This is a genomic window from Sphaerospermopsis sp. FACHB-1094, from assembly GCF_014696195.1.
GTDB lineage: Bacteria > Cyanobacteriota > Cyanobacteriia > Cyanobacteriales > Nostocaceae > Sphaerospermopsis > Sphaerospermopsis kisseleviana.
The window spans coordinates 1-25722 of sequence record NZ_JACJPT010000040.1; the positions used below are offsets into that span (position 1 = coordinate 1).

Below are 25722 nucleotides of genomic sequence, written 5' to 3' on the forward strand. Positions count from 1 at the left end.
TCCTAAGAGTCCGTTCGACTTGCATGTGTTAAGCATACCGCCAGCGTTCATCCTGAGCCAGGATCAAACTCTCCGTTTTGTTAAGTTTGTTTAGCTCTTTTATTTTTGTTTTACTTCCGAATTCCTTTTTTATCGCCAGAATTCGTTAGTTAAATTTCTTTGACGAGGAATGGTCGTCTTTTTTCTTTCAAAGTATTATTTTGTCTCGGTTCAGTGGTGGGCTTCGTTTGCCTCACCTCATTTAATATAGCTGACCTCTCTGGGAATGTCAACTACTTTTTCAAAAATTTTTTAGACTTTTTGGTAAATGGGTTGAAAGCTTTACTGGAACAGGTTTTGGTGCTGTTGGGACTACCATTATTTGTGCAGAGGGGAGGAGAAAGGGTTGGATTTTGTGATCTATTTGAGTTTTTGAAGTGGTGAGGTTAATTTGCTGATGTGGTCAAATTTGCCAAAATATATCTGTAAGCTAGGATCAGTGGGCATTCAGGATGGTCTTTTGGGGTTCAGGATGGAAGGTCTGCTGGTTATATATCAAATAAATAGGAAGGATGTATGGATAGCAATAACTGGTTGGAACAGTTAATGATGTTAGGTTTAGGAACTACATCTTTGGTTGCTGATAAGCTTAAACAGGTAGGTGATGAATTGGTGAAGGATGGGAAGTTGAATCCTGAGCAAGCTAAGGTGGTGATGGATGATATTGTGCAGCAGTTGAAGTCGGAGCAGGGTAATTGGGAAGTGCAGATGCAACGGCAGATGCGGAATATGATGCAAGATTTGGGGGTTGCTCGTCAGTCTGAGGTGGATGAACTGCGGGGAAGAATTGATCGTTTGGAGCGTCAGGTGCGGGATTTGGAAAATAAGCTGTGGCGTTAGAGTGCGGATTGTGTTTTAAACTGGTTTCTGTCCTGTTGGTAATCTGTTTACCAAGCTACCTATATAGGGAGGGCTGATTTTGAAAGGAATTTTTTTGAGCGTGGTATTCATGCTGGTGTGTGTTGTGGCTTTGGTATTAGCACAAATGGGTGGTAATCAGGATACTGCTGTTGCTGCTAAGTTAAGTCACAATCCACCAGTTTCCACTGCTGTAATTGAAGAAAAAACTACTCTAGTAGCGAGCAATATTATGTCTGATGCGAATGTCGTAACTACTTCCTCTGGACTACAGTATATTGAATTAGCAAAGGGGGATGGTGAAGCTACTCCTCAAAAGGGACAAACGGTTGTAGTTCACTATACTGGTACTTTGGAAAATGGGAAGAAGTTTGATAGTTCACGCGATCGCGGTCAACCTTTTAGTTTTAAAATTGGTATAGGACAAGTCATTAAAGGTTGGGATGAAGGTCTGAGTACAATGAAGGTGGGCGATCGCCGTCAGTTGATTATCCCTTCTGAGTTGGGTTATGGTGCGCGTGGTGCTGGTGGTGTGATTCCTCCTAATGCTACTTTGATTTTTGATGTGGAATTGTTGGATATTAAATAAAATTTGGTGATGGGTAATGGGTAATGGGTAATGGGTAATGGGTAAACCAATTACCGATTATCAATTACCTGTTATTATTAATAATTGTTTGGTCTAGCTAGGTTTTTGAATTTTGTAAATTGAGGATCAAATAATAGTTTTACTGTTCCTGTTGGTCCGTTACGGTGTTTGGCTATGATGACTTCTGCTATTCCGCGATCTGGTGTGTCTGGTGAGTAATATTCGTCGCGGTAAAGCATGATGACTAAATCTGCATCTTGTTCGATGGAGTTATGAACAATGATGTTATTGGCGACAAAGTTATGTAAATTGGGAACTGTTAAGTCAAATACTTCTTCTTCTCTATCTGGTATGATTGCGACAATTTTATCCCAATCAGTCATGGTTTGTTTACCCGAAATAGATAGATGTCTTGGTAAACATATATGTTGTTTAGGACTTAACTCATCTAGTTTTTTCCAACCATGAATTGTGAGGAGTTTGTGATTAGCAGTTGCTCTAATTTTTCTTCCTAGTCGAGTTTTTAAGGTAAATACAGGTTTGATACCTGTAGAAAAAGCGTTACTCACAATAGCTTTTTCTAGCTTCATTGTTTTTTCATTCAATGCCCAAACTGCAAAACCAGATTTACCTACTAATTCTTTAATTGGTACTTGTAATCCAGTATCTGCTAAAGTGATTAAGCTATCACCTGTTAAACAACCAGATTCTCTTAAATCTGACAACATCGGGCGTTTATTAGTCCTTGCTTCTACTCCCCGACTTAACTGTGATAGGGCAATTACTGGTACTGATAATTCCCTTGCTAAACCTTTTAAAGAACGGGTAATTTTTGATAGTTCTTGTACGCGATTATCTCCTGCGCCTTCCATTAATTGTAGATAATCTATTATTATTAATCCTAGTTCTGTGTTCTGTTGTGCTTGGAGTTTTCGCGCTTGACTCCGCATTTGTGTAACTGTAATATTGGGAGTGTCGTCAATAAAAATGGGCATTTCTGAAAGCATACCAATTGCACGACCTAAAGAGTCCCATTGGGTTTGGCTAATACGTCCACTTCGTAAATAACCGCTTTCAATTTGGGCTTCACTGGCTAATAGTCTTTGTACTAGCTGTTCTTTTGACATTTCTAAGCTGAATACTGCGACTGGTAATTTATAACCTGCGGCGATGTTGTGAGCTAAGTTCAAGCAAAATGCTGTTTTTCCCATTGATGGTCTGCCAGCGACGATGATTAAATCAGAACGCTGAAAACCGCTAGTCATGGCATCTAAATCATAAAAACCGCAGGGAATACCAGGTAAAGCAATGCCTTCATGTCTTTTTTCAACGTCTTGGAAGGCGTTAATTAATGTATCTGCTATGTGAACTAAACCTGATTCTGGTTTTTCTTGAGTAATACTAAATACTTTCTGTTCTGCTTGATCTAAAACTATGGGTAATTCTGTTTGTGTCTCGAAACCTAGTTGTACAATTTCGTTACCTGCTTTGATTAATTGCCGTCGCAGGTATTTTTCCATGACTAATTCTGCTAGGGCATCTATGTTAACTGCTGAAACTGTACGATCTACTAGGGTGGCTAATTTATTTCTGCCACCAATGCGGGTTAGTTTATCGTTGTCTGTTAACCAACTGGTGAGGGAAAGTAAGTCTGTGGGTTTACTTTGGGCGTGAAGAGTGAGGGCGGCTTGATAGATTTCTCTATGGGCGTTAATATAAAAGGCTTCGGGAACAAGGCGATCGCGTACTCTTCCTATAGCTTCTGGATCTAGGAGAATACCCCCCAAAATCGCTTCTTCTGCTTCGATGTTTTGGGGTGGGAGACGATCGCTGCCATCACCTTGAAAACTTAGTTCTTCAGCCATAAGCAATTTAGGATTTATCAGCAGGATTTAAATATTAGCTTCAAGCTTAACTTGGTAGTTTGCAGGTAAAAGGCAAAAGGCAAAAGGCAATACTTAATTTTCTTCATTACCCTATAACCTTCTTACCTGTCACCTGTCACCTGTCACCTGTCACCTATCTTAGCTGGCAACAACTTCGATATCAATTTGGGCTGTTACTTCAGAGTGCAGCTTGATTTCGGCTTTGTATGTACCCAGGTGGTTGATATCAGGAATGGTGATACCACGTTTGTCAATTTCTTGACTGGTAGCTGCTTTAATTGCATCTGCTACATCTTGGGTGGTGACAGTACCGAAGATGGCTTCGTTTTCGCCTACTTGCTTGGCAATTGTTAATTTAGCAACTTTTTCTAGGGCTGCTTTTTGCTCTTGTGCTTGTTGTTTAAGTTCTAGTTGACGTTGACGTTCTTGTTCACGACGGCGTTCTACTTGTCTTAAAATACCGGGGGTAACTTGAGTAGCTAGACTCTGGGGAATGAGATAATTACGAGCATAGCCGGGAGCTACATCCACTAAGTCGCCGGATTTTCCCAGCTTGCTCACATCTTTTGTTAATACTAACTGCACTCGTTTGGCCATTGTTTTTCTTTTTTCCTGTAAAATCTCGTTAAATTGGGTGTCAGCAGGATAGGTTACAAAAGTGTAGCTTGACGAGAAGCGACTTTGTTTATATCCCAAAGACTAGATATTTTAACGAATTATGGGGGGCGATCGCAACACTCAATCCCCAAAAACTTTGCCCAATATTTGCTCAATACATTTGAGGACTTACGTAAGATTGGACTAAAAATCTGATTATTTCTGGGGGAGTAATTCATGAATTACCGCTATTTTGCTTCTGTTTTGCATCAGTCCAGATATTTTATAAGTTAGGTAAATTCTCTGTTGCTTTTTGTGTAGATATTTTGCGTTATTGATCGGCAATATTGAGAAAATAAACAATTTTTGAGTTGTGGTGACATAAAAATTACAATCACTATTATAATAGTTGCACTTATTTAACACACATTACCATGAGTTCAAAGATTAAGGATTTACAGGCAAGTTACGCTAAAACTCGCTTGCTGCTTGCGTTGTGGGATTTGGGAGCAAGTCAGCAGAAGGTAGCTAAGGGTAAATTAGGCAAGCGGGTAGTGTCTAAGGGTCAGAAGATGGCGGACTATCAGGGTATTTTAGAGGATTTGGAAGCACAGGGAGCGATCGCTGTCTCTAAAAAAGGTTCTGCTATTAGTTATACTCTCACATCACCAACTGGTTTAGAGGTGTTGGGTGCGGGTTTGCGTAGTAAAGAGTTTAAGTTTGAGGGAACTATTGTTGGTACTTGGGCTGCTAATGCACTGTTGCGGTGGATAAGTGATCTTAATGTTGTGTTAGGTGCGCCGGTTGCGTCTGGTAATGGGGTTAAGGGTGGGGTTATTGGTTCTTATGAGGAGTTTAAGACTGTAGCTTTAGATGTTTATGATAAGTTGAATTACGAATATAACCTGGATGATTTAGTGCCTATTTATCGCATTAGAAGAGAAATAAGTGAACGAGTTAGCCGCGAAAAATTCAATAAATGGCTGGTAGAAATGCAAGCTGATGATATTTTGCAACTGATGACAGGAGAAATACCAGATTTTACCCCTGATAAACGGGAAGATTCAATTTCTATACCTGGGACACAACTACGTTCTTATGCTAAACGCTTGATTTAATCAAATTATTTCTAAACTTTTTCGTTCCTTACACCTAAGAAATTATCATGACAAATACCCCTGTTTCTGCCATAGAAGCTGTTAACGCCGCTATCAATAGTCATAATCCATTTACTAACGCTGGAATTACTCAACAACAGAATATTTGGGGAAAAGGATTTCCCGATGTACCTACTTTAAATAGTCATGCTTCTAATAAAGTTTTTAAAGCCATCGAAGTTGTCAAGAAAAGTAAATCTAGTCAAGATAAAGTAACCTCAATTGCGATCACTGCACAAAAGGGAGTTGGTAAAACGCATCTCCTTAGTCGTATTCGTCATGAACTAGAAAAAGTAGGCGGCGCTTTATTCGTTTATTCAGGTGCTAGTAACTATACAGACTTAAATTTAGTGAAGTACCAATTCCAGCAAACTTTAGCAGATAGTCTCAGTAAAACTGGTAGTCAGGAAGTAATGCAGTGGCAAGAAGTAGCCGCAGCTATGGCCAATGAAGGTAAAGAAAATGCACTCAGTCCAGCAGAGTTAGTCAAAAAATTTGACCAAGCCTATAAAAGTAGTTTGACTAAAAATAAAAATCTCATGAATGCCCTGCAAAAACAGGTGATTAAAAATAAACCTGATGCAGATCCCTACATTATTCGAGCTATTTTGTGGACACTTTCAGAAACCCAAGCCCCTTTTGCAAGTAAATGGTTATCTGGAGAGGAATTAGCTCAATTAAATGCTGATGAATTGGGATTACCTAATCCTAGTAAAACTCCTCAAGATAGAGAAGCTGAAGCTCTTAAAAATATTCAGCAAATTTTAAATTTAGTGAGTTTTTATAACCCAGTAGTTATTTGTTTTGATGAAATCGATGTTTACAACAACTCTACTGAGGATGGTTTGCCCACAGAATGCGTAATTGCTAATTTAGTTAAAATTCTCCATGACACTCTGGAAAACTATGAACTTAGCCAAGGCATTGTTATTCTCACTGTAATGATGCCTGAAATATGGACTAACAAGATCAAGACAATACCAGGTGGTACACCTGACAGGATTTCTAAATTTACACAAGGTAACCCACTAAATTTAGATAGTATTAATGCTGGTTATATGGTTGAATTAGCAACTGTTTGGTTAGGAGAATATTACAGTTCAAAAAATTTAATTCCTCCCCATCCACTTTATCCATTTGAAGAAAGTCAACTTAGAGAATACGGTAAAAATAAACCTAGTGTTAGGGAAGCTTTGCGATGGTGTGCAGATAATTTTAAGGTTGAAGAAGAAATACTTCCTAGTGATCCTTTGGAAAGGTTTGAACTAGCCTTTACAAGAGAAAGTGAAGCAAGATTTGAAGAATATATAGAGGATGCTGCTCTTATTGCTGAAGCTCTTTATTTTGGCTTTAGCACTTTAAAAGGACAAACATTAGAAGGAGTAATAATTGAAGAAATTACCAAAGATATTTTACCTAAATCCAAGAATAACAATTTTATAAAATTCAAAATTATCGGTAATGAAAATGGTAAAGAAGTAAAAATTGGTGTAGCAGTTGTCCAAGATTCTCAATTTACATTAAATGCAGCTTTAAGACGGTTAAATGACTATCATACTTTTGATTTAACACGTGGTTGTTTAGTGCGTTCTAAATCCAAAATAAAACAAATGCAAAAAAAATCAGCAACATATAGGTTGTTTGATGAATTGATTTTACAAAAGGGGGGAGAAAATGTAGATTTAATCGAAGAACAAATACGCCCATTGATAGCGATTTTCAATCTTTATCAAAAACAACAAAATTATCAATTAACAGAAGAACAGATTTTTGATATTATCTCTAAGCATAATATTACTTTTGATAATCTCTTATTGAGAGAAATATTAAGTGATCCATCGGGTAATATGCCTGATGTTGATGATGAAGATATTATAGACGAATTTCTTACTTCTTCAAATATGAATGAAACAGAAGATGCTGATGATTTAAGTGATTTATTTGGTTAATTAATTATGAATAAATCAATTTCAATTTATAACGCCTTGTGTTTACCTGCTCCTGATGTTGAAGCTTTAATACAAGGGCAAATTATTACTGCTTTACCTCAGAAATTACTAAATTTGGGGCAAATATTCGCCCTTTATCCTGTTGATATTTCTACAATAGGAATAGATAAATATTACAGTTCAAGTTTTTTAGCTACTACTCAAAGTGTTAACAATCAAGTTAATTATGAGGAAGTTACAATTAAATCCTGGGCTAGATGTGAATTTTTAGAAATTCCAGATAAATCTAAACAACTAGATATTTTATCTCAATTAACCATCTGGAAACCAGAAAGATTTGAAAAAATATTACAAAACCGTCCGCATTTTTTTCTGGCCTATTTAAGAGTTTATCATTTAGATAAACCTTATGAAATTCCAGCTATTCCCAATATTCAAGAAAAACTAGGAAAATTTGCACCCTTACCTAATAACATTTCTGTATCTGAAGCTAAACCCGTATTAAGTGATCATGTATTTAATCAGCGTAAACAACAACTAGAAAACCGCCAACCTCCCCTACATCCTGAACTGGAAGAATTACTGTTTGAGTTATCACAAATGACCAAAAATAATTTATACAATTTGAGACCTGATAATTCCAACTCTTTCGATAATTTCCAATACGGATCAGTGCCTTCTTCATGGACTACAAATAAGGATATTTTAAGGGGTTCAGGCTTATTTATTTCGTTAACCGATCAGTATTTAGATATTCCTATTAATGTTTCGGAGGAAGAATTGAAAATTAAATTCTTAGAGGAGATAAATAATAATCAACAAACATCACGTACAGAAAAAATTATTGGCAATCCGCCTTATAATTATAATTTGATAAAAGTAGACTTTCGTTATACAATTTATAAATTAGTATTAGAAAATGAAATTAAAGAAATTTTAGGATGGAGTAGTGATACATTTACAAATAACAGACTTTATGAGTTTGTCACCAGAGATGTTGATTTGTCATGGATTCAAGATATAGCTAAAGTTGGTAATTCTAGTGATGGTAATGAATTTGAAAGGCTGGTTAGAAAAAGTTTAATTAAATTAGGTTTTTCTTGCTCCAATACAAACCCTAAAGCTAATTTAGATCCTGATAAATTAGGTGGTGCTGGAGGTCTAGATTTTTACTGTGAGTATCCTTATCCAGTTATAGGAGAATGTAAGGCAACTAAAACAGAAAAAGTTGCTGATAGTACAGTAGCACAACTTGTAAAACTAGGATTAAAACATTTACAAGAAGAATATAATAATTGTATCAAAATTATTATAGCTGCTGGTAAATTAACACCAGATACTGAAAAAACTGCACAAGGAAGTAAAATGAACGTTATTCGTCCAGAAACTTTACAAAAATTAGTCACTTTAAAAGCAAAACACCCTGGTTCAATAGATTTATTAAATTTGAAGCAAGACCTAGAAAAAAAACCATTTGGAGAAGAAGCTGATGATAAAATTAACAAATATATAGATAAAGTAGAACAAGAAATAAAATTGCGATCGCACATTATCCAACTCGTCAAAAATTATCTACAAAATGCAGGAATAGAATCTACAGGAGTTGATACTTTACATGGTGCATATTTCGGATCACATCCACCACAACCATTAAAACCTGAAGAAATGCACGAAATATTAATAGAACTTTCATCACCCCTAACCGGTTACTTAGGAAGAGAAAAAGGAAACGACTGGAAAAACGATAAATTCTACTACCTACGCGATTTAGCAATATAAAAATAACTCTTCTTTCTTCTTCTTTTATCTTCACGCTCTTGGTGTCTTAGTGGTTCGTTTCCTCAACCTATGCCAAAGTTAAAACACCTGCTGAAAAATTCACCACCAAAGGTAAAAACTCCAACCACTCTGAACCTAATAAAATCTCTGTTAACTCATCACCAGCATAAACAGGAATTTCATACTCTTGATTATCCAAAATCACCTTACCTAAATAAAGATCAAAAGCTTTTTGTCCTTGCGCTGTTATCAATTCTTGTTCACGCAGAAATTGCCAATTCAAAGCTTCTAAATCTTGTTTATTAATAGCAAGAAAGCCTGTAAAACCAGTATCAAACATAGCATCTACAGGCAGATTGAAACCATCAGTAGTGATTAATTCAATTTCAAAAAATAATTGACCTCCATCACCAAAATAACCCTGTATCATATTCTGCCAACTGCCCCAATTTCATTTAACCTAAACATACAATGTACAGCATGAGGGTGTTTATCCCGTGCTTGTTGACTGGCAACTTCTATGTCTTGATCAATGAAATAATCACCGCTATCTGGTTCTACGGCAATATACCAGTTATAATGTTCTTTCATTAATTCTGGACGGACACGCTCAAAAATTGCCCGACAGCGTTTATGAAATGCTTCTTTTTCTGCTTTACGTTTTGCTAACTCTTCAGAGGATAAAGTCAGTTCTGGAAAAATTCTACCTCTTCTTCTTAGTTGTTTGGGTGTTAGTTGAGTCATGGTTTTAAACTCCTATTTTTAATTATTTTAATTGTAGCAAAAAATCACCCTAAAGTTAAAACACCTGCTGGAAAATTCACCATTAAAGGTAAAAACTCCAACCACCGTGAACCTAATAAAATCTCCGTTAATTGATCTCCAGCATAAACAGGTATTTCATACTCTTGATTATCCAAAATCACCTTACCGGAATAAATATCAAATACTTTTATTCCTTGTGCAGTTCGCATTCTTTGTTCACTAATAAATTGCCAATTCAAAGCATCTAAATCTTGTTTATTAATAGCAATAAAGCCTGTGAAACCCGTATCTAACAAAGCATCAACAGGCAAGTTTAAGCCATCATTTGTAATTAATTCAATCTCAAAAAATAACTGCCCCTCATCACCAAGATAACCCTGTATCATATTCTACCAGTTACCCCAGTTTCATTAATGCGAAATAGAAAATGTATCACATTAGGATGTTGCTCCCGTGCTTTTTTACTAGCAATTTCCATATCCTGATCAATGAAATAATGACCGCTATCTGGTTCTACAGCAATATACCAGTTATAATGTTCTTTCATTAATTCTGGACGGACACGCTCAAAAATTGCCCAACAACGCTGATGAAAGGCTTCTCTTTCTGCTTCACGTTTTGCTAACTCTTCAGGGGATAAAGTCAGTTCTGGAAAAATTCTGCCTCTTCTTCTTGGTGGTTTGGGTGTTAGTTGTGTCATGGTTTTAAACTCTAATTTTCACTATTATTATGGTATCAAAAACTGAGTTTGATGTCAAAATGTTAACTTATGTTTTGATTACAGTTCAAATACAACCAGTTGAAATTTTTACATCTTATAATTAAGGCAAGATTAAACAACAGGGAATCTCTACCAAATTTAACTTCAATAAAAGCGAAAATTGGTAGTGAGAATAATGAGACACATACTCAGGAACTTTTGGCAAGAGGATGATTATATAACTTGGTTAGACAAGATTCAAAATAGCCCAGCAATTAATATTTTACAATGGGATAATGTGCAGAATTTTCTAAACTTATCAAGTTCTAGAGAAATTCTCATCAAACAAATAACTAAAACTATCAGCCTAAAACAGTTCATAGCGATAGTCAAAGAATATGGCTATAGTTTTACAGAACAAGAATTAGCTTGGGTAATGATTAATCAAGAAATAATTTGGGGCTTTTTAGCCATTGCGGAAAAATATCCAGATTTGAAAGATAAGTTGCTATCAACAACTACACCACAAAATTTTCTGGAAATTGCCAGACAACACAATTATATATTTCCCATAGAAGCCTTTATCTGGATTTTAATTGATATTAAATCATCCTCCAGAGTCAGAATTTCTATTGCTACGGGTGAAGCTTATGTCACACCAGTAATCAGTATGATTCCTACAGGACAATGGATATGGTTAGCGGAAGAATGGGGAATGTTAGCTCCCTTTTCCCATGTAAAAAAACCAGAGATGGGATTTTTTAAAAGTGGTGATATAGATGATGAAGAATATTTTCTTCGTCAATGTTTTTTACCTCATGGTTACTTTAATCAGCGTCTATTAAACTAAAAATCCCCGACTTCTTGAAGAAATCGAGGATTGTAAAAACAGGATATTTTAACAGGAGAATTGATTGTATTTAACCCAAAGAAACTGTTAAAGTTCCTGGTTTGCTTAAATCACCTGTTAACACCACACCGCGATTATTAGCATGAAGATGACGCAGAATTTTGTAAATTGCTTCAACTTGTTCAGCAGCACCAGCTTTATCAGCTATTTCGGTAATAGAAAGGGCTTTCTTTTCTGTTTGCAATACTTTGATTACTTTTTGTTGTAAATCGAGAATTGCAGCGGCAGCTTTTTTACCAGCTTCTACACCAGGTTGGTGATAAGCGTTAATATTAACTAAGCTGGCATAAAATCCTACAGCCCGTTCATATAATGCAATTAACGCTCCCACTGTGCGAGCATTAACTTGAGGAATTGTCACTGTAATAGAATCGCGGTTATTCTCATACAATGCTTGACGAGTTCCTAATAAGAAACCTGATAAATAATCACCAGATGTGACACCAGGATCAATTTCAGGAGATGCACCTTGACGATCTTCTAAAACTTCAATTAAAGTTGCAAAGAAATTGGGTACACCTTCCCGCAATTGTTGTACATAGGCGTGTTGGTCTGTTGAACCTTTGTTACCATAAACGGCAATACCTTGATATACAGTTTTACCGTCTAAATCTTGTTCTTTACCCAAAGATTCCATTACCAATTGTTGTAAATAACGGCTAAATAATAACAAGCTGTCTTTGTAAGGTAAGACAACCATATCTTTTTCGCCTTTACCGTTACCGGAGAAATACCAAGATAATGCTAATAATGCTGCTGGGTTATTTTTAATATTAGCAACACGGGTGGCATCATCCATTTCTTTTGCACCATCTAACATGGCACGGATATCAATACCCTGTAATGCTGCGGGTAATAATCCTACGGAAGACATTTCTGAAGTACGCCCACCTACCCAGTCATACATGGGGACAGTTGTTAACCAACCCTCAGATTGAGCCACTTTATCTAAGTTACTATCTGTGCTGGTGATGGCAACTGCATATTTAGCAAAGTCTAAATTTTTGGCAGCGTAGGCTTTTTTCACCTCGATCATGCCGTTGCGGGGTTCGGGTGTACCACCAGATTTAGAAATGACTAATACCAGGGTAGTAGCCAGTTTATCGTCGATAGAGGAGAGAACCCGATCAATACCAGCAGGATCGGTATTGTCGATAAAGTGAATGTTGAGGGGAGGAAAATCGGGTGCAAGTGCTTCAGCGACAAACTGGGGACCTAAAGCTGAACCACCAATACCGATAGAAATAATGTCAGTAAAGCGGCTTTCTTTGGGGGGATGAACTGCCCCGGTTTGTACCTGATCCGCAAAAGCTTCGATTTGTTCTAAAGTTTGAACTATTTCTTGTTTTAGTTCTGGAGAGGGTGCTAAGTCTGGGTTACGCAACCAGTAGTGTCCTACCATGCGGTTTTCATCAGGATTGGCGATCGCTCCCTTTTCCAAAGCGGCCATATCCGCAAAAGCCTTATCAAATTTCGACTGCAACGACTCCACGAAAGCGTTATCAAACCGCATCCGGCTGATATCTAGATACAGTCCTAATCCCTCGTGGTAATATAACCATTCTTGGTATCGTTGCCAAAGTGCCTTAGCATCCATCATGAGGGAATTCTCACATATACTTGATCAAACTCCAGTTTAATCTATGGTTTTGGCGATCCCTGCTCTGTCTTATACAGTTTGTAATGAGGAGGCAGGAGGCAGGGGAAGAAAGGGAGGTTAACCCAGTCACCAATCACCAATTTACACATCTGGCATTGGCACAACACGCAAAAACTTGACTATTTCACCTGTAATTTCTATCGTGGTGACTGGGGATTGGGGACTGGGTAAAAATAACTAATGACTAATTATGATTGAATATCTCATTTTTCTGGCTATTTCTACTGCTACTTTTGCTTTGTTCGCATTAGGGCTTAATTTACAGTGGGGTTTTACAGGTTTGATTAATTTTGGTCATATTGCTTTTATGACCTTGGGTGCATATACTACAGTTTTATTAAGTTTAAAAGGTGTACCTCTATTATTTTCGGCGATCGCTGGGGCAATTGTCTCCGCTTTGTTAGGTTTAGTTATTGGTTTTGCAACTCTACGCCTCCGGGAAGATTATCTGGGTATTGTTACTATTGGTACTGGGGAATTAATTCGTTTGGTGGTGAATAACCAAGATTTACCAGTAGATGATGCTTGGATTTCTGGGGCGTTTGGTGTCCAAAGTTATGCGATTCCTCTATCAACCACACCCAATTTATTTTTCCGATTTTTGATGATTGGTGTACTTTCCTTACTTGCAATTGTTACTTTATTTTCTTTGTGGCGTTGGGTAACAACTGCTCAAAAATCTGTCACTGTTTCCATTAAAAAAGAATTTTCTTCCCGTTTGGTAGTGGGTATAATTTTAGGTTTATTGTCAGTCGCTATTTATGTTGCTGGTGTGGTGGGATTGTATAATTACAACCCTAAAGCGGGCTTAATGTTATTGGCTTTGTTAGTCTTAGCTTTTGTTTTTTGGCGCTTAGAATTTTTAGTCAAATCTCCTTGGGGTCGAGTTCTCAAAGCTATCCGTGAAGATGAAGAAGTACCCAAAGCATTAGGTAAAAATGTCTTTTCTTATAAGTTACAATCTTTGATGTTAGGCGGTGCGATCGCTGGTATTGCTGGTGCTTTCTTCGCTTGGCAACTGAGCGCCATTTATCCTGATAATTTTCAACCTCAACTCACTTTTGACGCTTGGATTATGATAATTTTAGGCGGTTCTGGTAATAATATCGGTACAATTTTAGGGGCAGTAATTTATTTCGCTTATGATGCCCTCACACGGGAATTTTTACCAAAAATTGTTCCTTTAGATGTAGAACGTATCGGTGCTTTTAGAATTATGTTTATCGGTCTAATTCTCATGGTACTGATGATTTGGCGACCTCAAGGTATTCTAGGTAAAAAAGAGGAACTTACTCTTGGTAAATAGGTGATTGGTGATTGGTGACTGGGAACGGAAGTTATTAATTTTGATTAATTTTGATTAATTTTGATTAATTTTGAAAATTGGTAATTGATCAAAAACGTTGATAATAATTAATTAAAAGTTAAGTTGAGAATAAAAACATCATGGTAAATAATATTCAATCTCCCCAAATTCCCCTATTAGCAGCTACCGGACTTTGTAAAAATTTTGGTGGTATTCAAGCGGTTCAAGATGCTAACATCGAAGTTACTCAAGGTAGTATCACTGGTTTAATTGGTCCTAATGGTGCGGGTAAAACGACTTTATTTAATTTACTGTCCAATTTCATCCACCCAGATAAAGGAAGAGTGATTTTTGATGGTGAACCGATTCACAATTTACAACCATTTCAAATTGCCCAACAAGGTTTAATTCGTACCTTCCAAGTTCCCAAAACTCTATCACGTTTATCAGTTTTAGAAAATATGCTGTTAGCAGCACAAAAACAAATTGGTGAGAATTTTTGGCAAGTGCAATTTCAACCACACATTGTCGCTAGAGAAGAAAAACAAAATAAAGAAAGGGCAATGTTTTTATTAGAATCTGTAGGATTAGAAAAAAAAGCAAATGACTATGCTGGTGGTTTGTCAGGTGGACAGCGTAAACTATTAGAAATGGGACGCGCTTTGATGACAAATCCTAAGTTAATATTATTAGATGAACCAGCAGCAGGAGTGAATCCTAGATTAATAGATGATATTTGCGATCGCATCCTCAAATGGAACAGAGAAAATGGTTTAACTTTTTTAATTATTGAACATAATATGGATGTAATTATGTCTTTGTGTGACAAAGTTTGGGTATTAGCAGAAGGACAAAATTTAGCAGTCGGTACTCCTACGGAAATTCAAAAAAATGCCAAAGTTTTAGAAGCGTATTTAGGACAATAAAATCATCAGCATTCAGTAATCAGTAATCAGCTTAAAGCTATAATTGAGATAGGTTTTGCATCAAGTCAAAAGTTTGATCACAAAAGTTTGATCACAGGAGTTGAGAATATTAGGATTATACAATTTAGCTGTGTAACAGCTTACCACTGTACTTGTAGTCAAAACGTCAAGTTTTGTTGAAAAAACATTAACCTCCGTTTTTTTATCCAGCAACATAAAGATCTAATAACTCATTTTTCATTGCCTTATGTTACATACATTTGCAAGCCGAAAAAGAAAAAGAGGATGTATGATCAACTCCGGTACATCCCTAACAGAAGCAGCGAGATTTCTCGGTGTAGATCACCACACATTGTATACAGCTTTAAGAACCGGACAAATTCCCACCGCTAGGAGAAATGGTTGTAATGTCATTACTCAAGGTGCATTAATGGACTATCAAGCGAGAATGAGACAAATTTTGTAAGTTTCTGGGAATTTGTATTATTTGATTTAATAACATCAATATCGTTCAATATCGTTCCTTTGCTCGTAAGTATTCAGCCGTCGGTGTCCATCAACTTTCAGCTTTCAACGCTAAAATACAAAGTGGAAATTTCCTCAATTAATGCTGCTAAATCTTTGTTTTTGCTGTTATAAACTGATAGCTGAATGCTTACATCTATTTTTGCCAAAAGCGAAAATTGAAACTGCCAGAAGCGCGACGATAACGACGGGTAGATATTCTTTTTCTGCCTCTGGTACTTTTCTCGTTGGGTTCTGGGATTTCTGCTTCTTCTAAAATTTCATCTGATAATTGAGTTTGAGTTGCTTCTTTACTTCTCCACCAAGCAATAATCCAACCACCACCTACAGCTGCTATTCCTCCAAATAAAATACTTATTGGTGCGGAATAACCAAGAAACACAAAGCTGAACATGAAAAATAACCAGTATTTCAGTGCTGCATCAATGCCATCATTAGAAGCTACATCTGGTATTTGGGGGTTATTTTCGTTGACGTTTGTAAACCACCCTAAAGCAACACCACCCATAATCCCCACAAATAAACTGAGAATTAATGAAGCTCCTGCAAAACTGGAAATAATAGCTAACAGAAAGCCAAATACCAGTTGAGAAAAAAAGTTTGGCGAAGAAGATAATATTTCGCTGAGAATATTTTTGTTAGATGCCATATTTTCAGAAATTCAAAATTAGGTAATAGGTAATAGGTAATTGGTAATAGGTAATGGGTAATTGGTAATTGGTAATTGGGTACTCTTCCCAGTCACCAGTCCCCAGTCCCCAGTCCCCAGTTCCCAGTCCCCAGTCCCCAGTCCCCAGTCACCTAGCCTTCACAGATAAATTTTTCAGCAAACCCTAATTAGAAACTTAACATGAAAAAATGAGGATATGCCTCAACATATCCCCATTTTCTTGGGATTTGGATATTAAGAAATGTCTTGTAACTCAGCAGTACGCACAGAAAGCACCTGAAGTTGATTTCCTCTTTGTACTTTTACCTGCAACGCTTCACCTAAACGACTATCTTCTACAACTCTTTGCAATTGTTCAGCAGTGGTAATTGTTTGACTGTCAATTTGTAAAATCACATCACCGCGTCGCATACCCGCAGTAGCAGCAGGGGAGTTAGGTACAACTCGGATCACTAACACACCATTCACTTCTGGTATTTGAATTGCAGAGTTAGGATCAGTGTTATTTTGTCTTGCTAACTGGGGTGTTAATGTCACCATCTGTACCCCTAAATAGGGATGAGCAACTTTACCGTTTTTTTGTAATTGTGCAGCGATCGCCTTAGCTTTATCTATCGGAATAGCAAACCCGATTCCCATTGCATCTGCACGAATAGCGGTATTAATGCCAATTACTTCTCCTTCAGCATTTAACAACGGACCTCCAGAGTTACCAGGGTTAATCGCTGCGTCAGTTTGAATGAAATCTAAACGTTTATCACTAATTCCCACCTGGGCGCTAGAACGTTTTAAAGTGCTGACAATACCCAAAGTGACAGTATTATCAAATCCTAACGGATTACCGACAGCGATCGCCCAATCTCCCACCTGTACACTGCTAGAAGATCCCAAAGGTGCGATCGGTAAATCGCTACCAGCATTAATCTTAACTACTGCTAAATCAGTAACTTCATCAATGCCTTTTACCTTACCTTCATAAGTACGGCCATCTTTCAAGCGTACAGTTACTTTATCAGCTTGATCTACAACATGGGCATTAGTCAAAATTATCCCACTTTTATCCAGAATAAAACCAGAACCTAAACCCCTTAACTGTTCAGTGGGTGACATTTGGGGGAAACCATCACCAAAAAACCTTCGTAAAAACGGATCTTCCAAAATGGGATCAACAGGACGAGTAATAGTTTTTTCGGTATCAATCCTTACCACAGCAGAACCCACACGATTTACCGCCGCAGTGACAAAGCTACTGTTACCAATAGCACCAACAGCAGCAGATGGTTTTTGGGCAACCACTTGATCCGGTGCTGTTTCTGCGTGGGAAGGTAAAACTGACACACAAGAAACCGTTAACACCACTCCTAAAAAAATCGCTAAAACACGGGTACTGAGTTTACGTATAAACTGAGGTAGTTGAAAAATTTGCATAATCACAACCTAATCTAGAAGCCTAATGTTTGCTATCTATTTACAAATCTAGCTACAATTATTTTTATAGCTGGTTTACAAATCTGTGCTGATTGAAGTTTTTACCCAACTTGTGATCTAACAACTTCTGTCATCAAGTTAATGGAACATACACCAACCAAGCTATTATGGACATTTACCCTGACTCAGTACGGTTTTTCCGCCAATCTCAAATCACTCTAGGCTAGGATCTAATTAATACCAAACCCCACAGGACTCATGACAGCATCAAACCGATTAGCTGAAACATCCTTGCCTTCATCACAGCAAGCAGAACACACACACCACCACAACCACGAGCATACAAATCATAATTCAGAAACAGTCAACTCGGTTCATCCTCATGTTCATAGTGAAGAATCTTTACGGCGAATTGTTAACCGACTATCACGAATAGAAGGACACATTCGCGGTATTAAAACAATGGTGCAGCAAAACAGCCCTTGTCCCGATGTATTATTACAAATTGCGGCTGTGAGGGGTGCATTAGATAAAGTAGCGCGGATTGTTTTAGATGAGCATTTAACGGAATGTATTGCTAGAGCTTCAGAAAATGGCAATATTGATGTAGAAATTGAACAACTCAAAGCAGCTTTAGATCGGTTTTTACCATAGAGTTGATTATCTATGGTTTGGTAATTGATAATTGATAATTGATAATGGGACTTACGCACTGTACAAATTTACCATGATGTGCATGAACGAAAATCCGTCGTTTCAGGCTTTTGGCGATTAACTTCCGATCAATAGCGAACTGCTTGCAGCAGCGCTTCGCTATCGCTCAAAAATCATCAAAAAATCACGTTAAAATGCATGAAACCCATACCTCATTTTCCTGATCTCCCAAGGAGTATATTAGGGTAATTTTTTAAAGTTTCTTAGTTACAGATGCTTCTAAAACTGGTTTTTGTTGATTAGTGTTTTCATTGATGGTAGCTTTTTGATTTTGTCCTGCTAAATTTTCCCGTTGGTTAATTAAATAAATACTGATTAAAGTCAGCATAACTCCTAGCCATTGAATGGGGGTGAGAACTTCTGCAAGAAAAAGATGACCAAATATTAAAGCAAAAACTGGTGTGAGAAAGGTAAGAGAACTTAAACTCGTTAGATTTCCACTTGATGCAAAATAAAAGAATAAACCATAGGCGATCGCACTACCAAAGATAGTTGCATAACCCAAATTTAACCAATCGGACAATACCAGATTTTGCCACTGTTGGTTTTCTACAACCGCAGAAATTCCCCACAGAGGCAACCCCCCCAAAATTATATGCCATCCCGTGGCTGTTACCGGATCAGCATATCTACAAACAAAGCGAATTAATACCGTACCTACAGCCATTGATAAAGCTGCCAGTAACATTAACCATTCACCACTGTTAAATAATTGCTGCCAATTATCAGTAGTAATTTTTACCCCTGAATCGAGAAGGTGAAAAATCCATTCTTCTTGTAGGCCAATTAAACTAATACCAGTAACTCCCAATCCTAACCCTAACCATCCCCAAAGACCAATATGTTCTTGAAATAACCACAGGGACAATAAAGCTACTGCTAAAGGTTGGGAGTCAATCATTACAGAACCTAAACCCGCACTGGTTCTCACTAAACCTTCTGCTAAAAAACCTTGAAACAGGGTAGCATCAACTAAAGCAAAGATGATAATCCATAACCATGCTAACCATCCTTTGGGTTGGGGTCTACCCATGAAAGCAGCAGCGATGAGAATTAATACCCCCGCAGGTAGTAAACGTACTCCTGCCATAAATAATGGTGTGGTATGAGGTATGACTCCTTTCATTGCTACCATTGCTGTACCCCAGAGGAAAAAGGGAGCAATTAATAATAGGGAAGCTAGGGTAGATTTTGATCCTCTCAGTTGCAGTTGCATCAGTTGTATTGGATTTTTGTTAAATTAAGTGTAAATATTACTTTACCTAATTTTACAGAAACATTGGTTTTTCTGTTTATGTAACATTGTTACCGATCTTTTTTGCATTATTACTGTCACCTGTCTCCTCATCTTTTGATCTTCTCTAGCTCCTGACTACTCTGAACAATGGGAATAGTAAAATGAAACTGACTTCCCTGGTTCTTACCTTGGGACTCAGCCCAAATTTTCCCACTCCAACCGTTGACTATTTGCCTACAAATGGCTAAACCCAGTCCCGTACCTCCCGCAGTCCGTCTTAAAGCTCCCTCTTCTTGATAAAAACGATCAAATACTACTTCTAAACGGTTGGGTTCAATTCCCCTACCAGTATCAGCTACAATCACTTCTACCTCATAATTACTATTTTGATGAGCTTTAATTGTTATTTCCCCTGATGTGGGTGTGAACTTACAAGCATTATCTATAATTTTGGCTAATACTTCCACAAGCCAATCACCATCAGCCCTAACTAAAGGTAAACTTTCGGCAATTTGTGTTTTGATGGTTGGTGGTTTTTCTGCTGTGGAGCGTGTACGTAGGCGACTAAGGGCTAAATCTACACATTCTTGTAAAGTCAAAGATTCGGGATGCCATTCCACACGCCCGCTTTCTAAGTTAGAAAGAGTGAGAAAATCCTGTACCAGTTTCCGCATTCTTTCTGAATCAGAAAGTGCTGTAGTTAGCATTACCTGTTGCAACTCTAAAGGCATATCCGGTTCACTGGCCAGACTTTCTAAACACACTTGAATGGTGGAGAGGGGGGTTCGCAGTTCATGACCGGTGATAGCAATTAAATTACTGCGGGTACGGTCAAGGGCTTCTAATTGTTTGTTTAGTTCTTCTAAATTGGCAAAAGCTTCAGCTTGAATCAAAGCTGCACCTACTTGAGTAGCGATCGCCTTAACTAAATCCAATTCTCCAGCTTGCCATTCATGGGCAGGTAAATGACAAAAATGTAACTCTACCATTCCCAGTAGTCGTCCCTGGGAAAATACAGGTTCTATCAACCACGAATGAATAGTAAACCTTTTAACAATTAAAGAAAGTGCGGTAGAACTAGTAACACGACAATCTGTAAGTGTATCAGTAATACATATACCTTCACCCAGTTGGGTAATTTCGTGAAATAAAGGATTTTGTGCCAAATTCCAGGTTTGTCCCCGTACTGAGACAACATCAGGACTTAAAAACTCATGTTCAATTATTGCTTGGTCATCAGTAGATTGAGCGCGGTAAATCAGACAACGATCAGCTTCTAGATGTTGACCTAACTCTTGAGCAGCTACTTGCAAAACTGCCTGTGGATCAAGCGATCGCCTAATTGCCATACTAATAGAATTGATCAACTTTTCTTTTCTAGCTTGAGCAGCAATAGAACGATAAGCTTTATGCAGCTTATATTGACTAGCTTGCAAATAAGTTACTAATCGCTGTACAAAAGGGTCAGTATCAATACTAAAAGCGGATTCATTAATTGATTTTGGTTGGGACTTGAGTGGTACTGAACCGATACCAAACCTCTGACGTGCCTGGTTAATTTTGCCCGCTAAATCGGGTCTATAAACTTCTATTCTTTGCAATATCAATTCTGCGGCCTTGAGACTAACTCCTCTGTCAGAAGTCCAAATTCCCTCAAATCTCCGCGCTGTGTCTATATCCAGACTAGAGGTCATTTCTGGTAACTGCTGATTTTTAGCAATTGACCTCACACTTTCTCGACATACTAAACAAGTAGCATAATTATCCGCGATTACAACTAAATGCCATTCTTTACTTAAAGCATCATCCGGTTCAAAAGCTACCTTTTCATAGTCATCCGAACTATTAGCAAACTCTGTTTCTGGTGCAGATAATACGTATATTTGGTCACTTCTCTCGGCAAGGCGTTGATAGCGATGAGCTTCTTGACGATAAAATCGCTCTCGCTGAAAACTAGCAATAATAAGCGGTTGATCCAAGGAAGTCGCCAAAACCTGATCTTCCATTGCATGGGAGAGCGCAGTTAGGGAAGCCTTGAAATACAACTGAGTCCGCAAGTAAGGTAGTGACTGTAGCAAATCACTCAGCACAGAAGTCGAAATGCTCATGAATATCTTTAAACGCCCAATCTAGACCTTTAGAAAGCACCTGTCCAGATATTAACCCAAAAACTACCTTGGTAAGTTTGATGACTGTTGACCATTGACAAAACTCAAAATTTTTTTAAATAAACATTAACTAAACATTAACTAAACATATTTATGAGTATTTTCTAGTTCTAGTATCTCTCATTGCTGATCAAAGAATAAAACCCTAGAAAATCCTCAGTTTTCAGCCTTGACTTCAGATGTAAAAGGTATAGATTTATTGGTGACTGGTGACTGGTGATTGGTGATTGGTGACTGGTGATTGGTGACTGGTGATTGGGTTATTAATCTTCCCCTGCCCCCTGCTCCCTTGCCCTGTGCTTCCCTGCCTCTTCCCCAGTCCCGCGTCCAGTATAGGGAAATTTGGCTCATGACACCGGATATGTTGATGACCCCAGAGAAAATCGTCCTCGATGGCAAAATTTTTATTCCTGCTGAACAAGTACCCATTCCAGAATGGCCTTGCGTTGTCAGTGAAAGACCACAACCCACTTTAACGGTTAAAGATGATGATTTATTTTTGGTGACAGATACAATGGGGAACATTTCCGGTTGTTCCCTAGAAGATGGGAATCCCAGTGTGGGTTTATTTTGCGCTGATACCCGATTTTTGAGTCGTTTAGAGTTACAAATTAATGGGCGATCGCCTGTTTTATTAAGCAGCACTGCTGATAAAGGTTTTGCTCTCTCTGTTTTATGCACTAACCCCAAAATTGATGATCACTTAAATGCTGATACTATTGGTATTCATCGGGAAATTGTCCTTAATGGTGCATTATTTGAAGAAATAGAAATTTCTAACTACAGCACTTCTAGCATTACTTTTGAAATTAGTCTTAGCTTTGATGCTGACTTTGCAGATTTATTTGAAGTTCGTGGTTTTTATCGAGGAAACCGGGGTAAATTATTACGATTATCAGAACTAAAAAACTGTTCAGAAAACCTCAGCCTTGCCTATCAAGGTTTAGATGGTGCAGTGATGGAATCCCGGATACAATTCCAACATCAACTACCAGATTATTTTCAAGGTTATACCGCAATTTGGCGTTTAGAATTAGCTTCTCACGAAACCAAAAAACTCGGTTATCGGTTGCAGAGTTTAACTAATAATCAACCGATTTCTAATGTCAATGCTGCCACAACTTTGGCACAAGCAAAAGCTTCTGAATTAATGGAGGAGCAAAACTGGGTACAACAAATTACCCGCATTCACTCAGATAAAAGTCTTTTTAATAGAGTGATTGAAAGAGCAGAACAAGATTTGTATTTATTGCGCCAATCTTTTGGCAAATATAAAACTGTTTCCGCAGGTGTTCCTTGGTTTTCCACTTTGTTTGGACGGGATTCTATTATTACCGCTTCCCAAACTTTGATGTTAAATCCCCAAATTGCTAAAGAAACTTTAATGATCTTGGCAGAATATCAAGGTAAAAAAGAAGATATTTGGCGAGAAGAAAAACCAGGGAAAATTTTACATGAGTTACGGTTTGGAGAACTAGCAAGGTGTCAAGAAATTCCCCATACACCTTATTACGGAACAGTAGATGCAACGCCTTTATGGTTGATGTTGTATGCTGATTACTATGCTTGGACTCATGATCAAGAAACCCTAGAAACATTGTGGAGAAATGCTTTATCCGCCATGGATTGGATTGATAGAAATATTCAAGAAACAGGCTATCTTAGCTACAATCGTAAATCAAAAGGTGGTTTAGTTAACCAAGGTTGGAAAGACTCTGGTGATTGTATTGTGAATAGAAAAGGTGAGTTAGCTAAAGGGGCGATTTCTTTATGTGAAGTGCAAGCTTATGTCTATGCTGCAAAAATCAAATTAGCAGAAATAGCGAAGATGAAAAAGCGGCTAGATTTAGCTGAAACTTGGTTAGAAGAAGCTAAAAATCTCAGAGTTAGATTTAACAAAGATTTTTGGATAGAAGATCAAGATTTTTGTGCTTTAGCTTTAGATGGGGAAGGAAATCAAGTAGATAGTATTAGTTCTAATCCTGGACATTGTTTATCTTTGGGAATTTTTACCCCAGAAAAAGCCTACAGTGTAGCAGAAAGATTGCGAGCGCCGGATATGTTTAATGGTTGGGGAATTAGAACTTTAAGTAGTTTGTCACCTGCTTATAATCCAATGGGTTATCACATTGGTTCAGTGTGGCCACATGATAATTCTTTAATTGCGATGGGACTGCGTTCTTTGGGTTTAATTGATCAAGCTTTGGAATTATTTCAAGGTTTGTTTAATATGACTTCTCAGCAATCTTATCAACGTCCACCAGAATTATTTTGTGGTTATGAAATGAATGGAGATAATGCACCTGTGCAATATCCTGTTGCTTGTAGTCCCCAAGCTTGGGCTACAGGTAGTATATTTCAATTATTGCAAATGATAGTGAATTTAGTACCAGACGCACAGAATAATTGTTTACGAATTATTGACCCTGCTTTGCCGGAATCAATTAATCGTTTATCGTTGCATAATTTGCGTGTTGGTGCGACGATTCTTGACTTAGAATTTGAGCGGGTGGGGAGTACAACTTCCTGTAGAGTTGCGAATAAAAGGGGGAATTTAAGAGTTGTAATTGAAGCTTAGATTAGTTCATAGATCCCCGACTTCTTGAAGAAGTCCGGGATCTGGGTATAATCAGATGAACACAGATAAACGCAGATTTTTTTGATAAACATCCTGTTAATCCTTTAATCCTGGACATCCTGATTCTGACAAAAAAATAAGTTATAATAATCTATCAAAGACTTCATAATTAAAGCCTTATGCTAACTACATACACTGCAAAATATACTAAAACCAATAGCGGATATATGGGACAACTAATTGAATGGCAAGAAGTCATTACAGAAGGAGAAACATTAGAAGAATGTAGAGATATGTTACAAGATGCTCTCAAAGAAATGATTATTGCCTATACCTATATCAGCAACTAACCACTGAAAATCACCTGATATTTTTTCTATTTCATCTTCTGAAGTGGAAACCATAACTTGAGAATCTTGTTTTAATTCACCCTTTTTTTGAGTGCATTAAGCTGTTGTGCATTTAATTTGTATAAGTGGAACAGGCATCTTGCCTGTTAAATAAGAGTTCAGAATATTAGGATTATACAATTTAGCTGTGTAACAGCTTATTTGTCAATAATTAATATTTTTATTATAACAAAAGTAGGGGTAAAGCACATTGCTAAACCCCTACAGATTCCCAAATTATAAAAATAATTATTGAATTACAGCAGATTGCAGATAAGTGAGGTACAGAATCTAAATTGAAACCTATACACCAAGCCAGTTTTACTCCTGACCCCTGACTCCTGACTCCTGCTGTAATTAAGCATCTTCTGAACGTTCAATTTTTTGACCAGGAGAAGATTCATATAAAGCATCCAACTGTTGACGCGCATCATCCACATTAATAGAACGCATTACCAAAAGCGGTTCTTTAATTAAATTACCGGAATTATCTAATAATTCTGGATGAGGTACAGATTGTCTTGTTGCTCGATAATAACCAAAGCTACCTTTATTCCCCGCAGAGGATGTATTTGGATAAGGTCGCTCCCGATCAAAACTGAACATGACTAGGTTACGAATTAAATTACTGACAGCAATAAACGCTAAAACGGTAAAAGCTAAAACGTAGAGCAGGTGTAACATAAAATTATCCTCCAGGGGCAACAAATTTTACAAAATCTAAAGTTTTATATCGTAGTCCTCAACTTTTCTTTACCTGCAATTTACAGGGAAAACAAAAGTTAAGTTATTTATTTGTGTTGTGATATTTTGTAATCTTATTCAGATTAACGTAACATGGTATACATTATTTTTTTATGAAAATAATGTTAAGGTCTTTGTCCTAATGTTG

At 37.3% G+C, this 25722-nt stretch carries 25 protein-coding genes and 1 rRNA gene; 12 read left to right on the plus strand and 14 right to left on the minus strand.

The window, feature by feature from the left end; genetic code table 11:
* A 16S ribosomal RNA gene (locus H6F47_RS13860) occupies positions 1-79 on the minus strand; the annotation flags it as partial.
* 476 nt (positions 80-555) lie between these two features.
* Between H6F47_RS13860 and H6F47_RS13865 the strand changes: the two genes are divergently transcribed.
* Positions 556-879 (plus strand): phasin family protein, encoded by a 324-nt coding sequence (locus tag H6F47_RS13865; RefSeq protein ID WP_096571264.1) that lies wholly within the window; start codon positions 556-558, stop codon positions 877-879.
* Between the two features lie 79 nt (positions 880-958).
* Complete coding sequence (locus H6F47_RS13870; protein WP_096571262.1) at positions 959-1486, plus strand: FKBP-type peptidyl-prolyl cis-trans isomerase; 528 nt, start codon at positions 959-961, stop codon at positions 1484-1486.
* A 77-nt stretch (positions 1487-1563) separates the two neighbouring features.
* On the opposite strand, the gene dnaB is transcribed toward H6F47_RS13870, so the two are convergent.
* Positions 1564-3351 carry a replicative DNA helicase gene (dnaB, locus tag H6F47_RS13875; RefSeq protein ID WP_190649625.1) on the minus strand — a complete coding sequence of 596 codons (1788 nt, stop codon included), beginning with the start codon at positions 3349-3351 and terminating at the stop codon, positions 1564-1566.
* Between the two features lie 159 nt (positions 3352-3510).
* On the minus strand, positions 3511-3969 hold the full coding sequence (gene rplI, locus H6F47_RS13880; protein WP_096571258.1) for a 50S ribosomal protein L9: 459 nt from the start codon (positions 3967-3969) through the stop codon (positions 3511-3513).
* A gap of 434 nt (positions 3970-4403) precedes the next feature.
* Between rplI and H6F47_RS13885 the strand changes: the two genes are divergently transcribed.
* The 3 genes from H6F47_RS13885 to H6F47_RS13900 are packed head-to-tail and all read left to right on the plus strand — an operon-like array spanning position 4404 to position 8854.
* On the plus strand, positions 4404-5087 hold the full coding sequence (locus H6F47_RS13885) for a hypothetical protein (RefSeq protein ID WP_096571256.1): 684 nt from the start codon (positions 4404-4406) through the stop codon (positions 5085-5087).
* Positions 5088-5134: 47 nt separating this feature from the next.
* Entirely contained in the window at positions 5135-7075 is a 1941-nt protein-coding gene (locus H6F47_RS13890; RefSeq protein WP_137668590.1) for a P-loop NTPase fold protein, read from the plus strand.
* 6 nt (positions 7076-7081) lie between these two features.
* Complete coding sequence (locus tag H6F47_RS13900; RefSeq protein ID WP_242027396.1) at positions 7082-8854, plus strand: DUF1802 family protein; 1773 nt, start codon at positions 7082-7084, stop codon at positions 8852-8854.
* A 67-nt stretch (positions 8855-8921) separates the two neighbouring features.
* On the opposite strand, the gene H6F47_RS13905 is transcribed toward H6F47_RS13900, so the two are convergent.
* Genes H6F47_RS13905 through H6F47_RS13920 form a run of 4 tightly spaced genes read right to left on the minus strand, consistent with a single transcriptional unit; the run spans position 8922 to position 10319 of the window.
* Entirely contained in the window at positions 8922-9284 is a 363-nt protein-coding gene (locus tag H6F47_RS13905; RefSeq protein ID WP_190649627.1) for an aspartyl protease, read from the minus strand.
* The gene (locus H6F47_RS13910) at positions 9281-9598 is read right to left on the minus strand and encodes a hypothetical protein (protein WP_096571248.1); all 318 of its coding nucleotides are present in this window, start codon (positions 9596-9598) and stop codon (positions 9281-9283) included. The genes H6F47_RS13905 and H6F47_RS13910 overlap by 4 nt, the downstream gene beginning before the upstream one ends.
* 44 nt (positions 9599-9642) lie before the next feature.
* Positions 9643-10005, minus strand: coding sequence for an aspartyl protease (locus H6F47_RS13915; protein ID WP_190347665.1), 363 nt, complete (start codon positions 10003-10005; stop codon positions 9643-9645).
* Positions 10002-10319: a hypothetical protein gene (locus H6F47_RS13920; RefSeq protein ID WP_137668594.1), complete on the minus strand. Its 318-nt coding sequence runs from the start codon at positions 10317-10319 to the stop codon at positions 10002-10004. Before H6F47_RS13920 ends, H6F47_RS13915 begins: the two co-directional genes overlap by 4 nt.
* 196 nt (positions 10320-10515) lie before the next feature.
* Between H6F47_RS13920 and H6F47_RS13925 the strand changes: the two genes are divergently transcribed.
* Positions 10516-11169: a Nif11-like leader peptide family natural product precursor gene (locus tag H6F47_RS13925; RefSeq protein ID WP_190347666.1), complete on the plus strand. Its 654-nt coding sequence runs from the start codon at positions 10516-10518 to the stop codon at positions 11167-11169.
* A gap of 70 nt (positions 11170-11239) precedes the next feature.
* Here the strand turns inward: H6F47_RS13925 and H6F47_RS13930 are convergent, their stop codons facing one another.
* Positions 11240-12826, minus strand: coding sequence for a glucose-6-phosphate isomerase (locus H6F47_RS13930; protein WP_190347687.1), 1587 nt, complete (start codon positions 12824-12826; stop codon positions 11240-11242).
* A gap of 253 nt (positions 12827-13079) precedes the next feature.
* Between H6F47_RS13930 and H6F47_RS13935 the strand changes: the two genes are divergently transcribed.
* The 3 genes from H6F47_RS13935 to H6F47_RS13945 all read left to right on the plus strand — a co-directional run bounded on the left by H6F47_RS13935 (position 13080) and on the right by H6F47_RS13945 (position 15587).
* Complete coding sequence (locus H6F47_RS13935) at positions 13080-14195, plus strand: branched-chain amino acid ABC transporter permease (protein WP_190649629.1); 1116 nt, start codon at positions 13080-13082, stop codon at positions 14193-14195.
* A gap of 140 nt (positions 14196-14335) precedes the next feature.
* Positions 14336-15121: an ABC transporter ATP-binding protein gene (locus tag H6F47_RS13940; protein ID WP_137669118.1), complete on the plus strand. Its 786-nt coding sequence runs from the start codon at positions 14336-14338 to the stop codon at positions 15119-15121.
* A 247-nt stretch (positions 15122-15368) separates the two neighbouring features.
* Positions 15369-15587: a helix-turn-helix domain-containing protein gene (locus H6F47_RS13945; RefSeq protein WP_242027397.1), complete on the plus strand. Its 219-nt coding sequence runs from the start codon at positions 15369-15371 to the stop codon at positions 15585-15587.
* 195 nt (positions 15588-15782) lie between these two features.
* On the opposite strand, the gene H6F47_RS13950 is transcribed toward H6F47_RS13945, so the two are convergent.
* Both H6F47_RS13950 and H6F47_RS13955 read right to left on the minus strand, forming a co-directional pair.
* On the minus strand, positions 15783-16295 hold the full coding sequence (locus H6F47_RS13950) for a hypothetical protein (protein ID WP_096571232.1): 513 nt from the start codon (positions 16293-16295) through the stop codon (positions 15783-15785).
* Between the two features lie 255 nt (positions 16296-16550).
* On the minus strand, positions 16551-17744 hold the full coding sequence (locus H6F47_RS13955; RefSeq protein ID WP_096571230.1) for an HhoA/HhoB/HtrA family serine endopeptidase: 1194 nt from the start codon (positions 17742-17744) through the stop codon (positions 16551-16553).
* A 258-nt stretch (positions 17745-18002) separates the two neighbouring features.
* Between H6F47_RS13955 and H6F47_RS13960 the strand changes: the two genes are divergently transcribed.
* Positions 18003-18398 (plus strand): metal-sensing transcriptional repressor, encoded by a 396-nt coding sequence (locus H6F47_RS13960; RefSeq protein ID WP_096571228.1) that lies wholly within the window; start codon positions 18003-18005, stop codon positions 18396-18398.
* A gap of 253 nt (positions 18399-18651) precedes the next feature.
* Here the strand turns inward: H6F47_RS13960 and H6F47_RS13965 are convergent, their stop codons facing one another.
* The 3 genes from H6F47_RS13965 to H6F47_RS13975 form a co-directional block, all read right to left on the minus strand.
* Positions 18652-19674, minus strand: coding sequence for a DMT family transporter (locus H6F47_RS13965; RefSeq protein WP_190347667.1), 1023 nt, complete (start codon positions 19672-19674; stop codon positions 18652-18654).
* Between the two features lie 128 nt (positions 19675-19802).
* Positions 19803-21803: a DICT sensory domain-containing protein gene (locus tag H6F47_RS13970; protein WP_190649631.1), complete on the minus strand. Its 2001-nt coding sequence runs from the start codon at positions 21801-21803 to the stop codon at positions 19803-19805.
* Between the two features lie 216 nt (positions 21804-22019).
* On the minus strand, positions 22020-22214 hold the full coding sequence (locus tag H6F47_RS13975) for a hypothetical protein (RefSeq protein ID WP_137666458.1): 195 nt from the start codon (positions 22212-22214) through the stop codon (positions 22020-22022).
* Here H6F47_RS13975 and H6F47_RS13980 point away from each other — a divergent pair.
* Together H6F47_RS13980 and H6F47_RS13985 are read left to right on the plus strand one after the other, a co-directional pair.
* A complete protein-coding gene (locus H6F47_RS13980; RefSeq protein ID WP_137666459.1) occupies positions 22213-24441 on the plus strand; it encodes an amylo-alpha-1,6-glucosidase in 2229 nt (742 codons plus the stop codon). The two genes, H6F47_RS13975 and H6F47_RS13980, sit on opposite strands and share 2 nt — an antisense overlap.
* Positions 24442-24620: 179 nt before the next feature.
* A complete protein-coding gene (locus H6F47_RS13985; protein WP_137666460.1) occupies positions 24621-24791 on the plus strand; it encodes a type II toxin-antitoxin system HicB family antitoxin in 171 nt (56 codons plus the stop codon).
* 396 nt (positions 24792-25187) lie between these two features.
* Here H6F47_RS13985 and H6F47_RS13990 read toward each other — a convergent pair whose 3' ends face one another.
* Positions 25188-25514 carry a DUF2973 domain-containing protein gene (locus H6F47_RS13990; protein ID WP_137666461.1) on the minus strand — a complete coding sequence of 109 codons (327 nt, stop codon included), beginning with the start codon at positions 25512-25514 and terminating at the stop codon, positions 25188-25190.
* Positions 25515-25722: the final 208 nt, after the last annotated feature.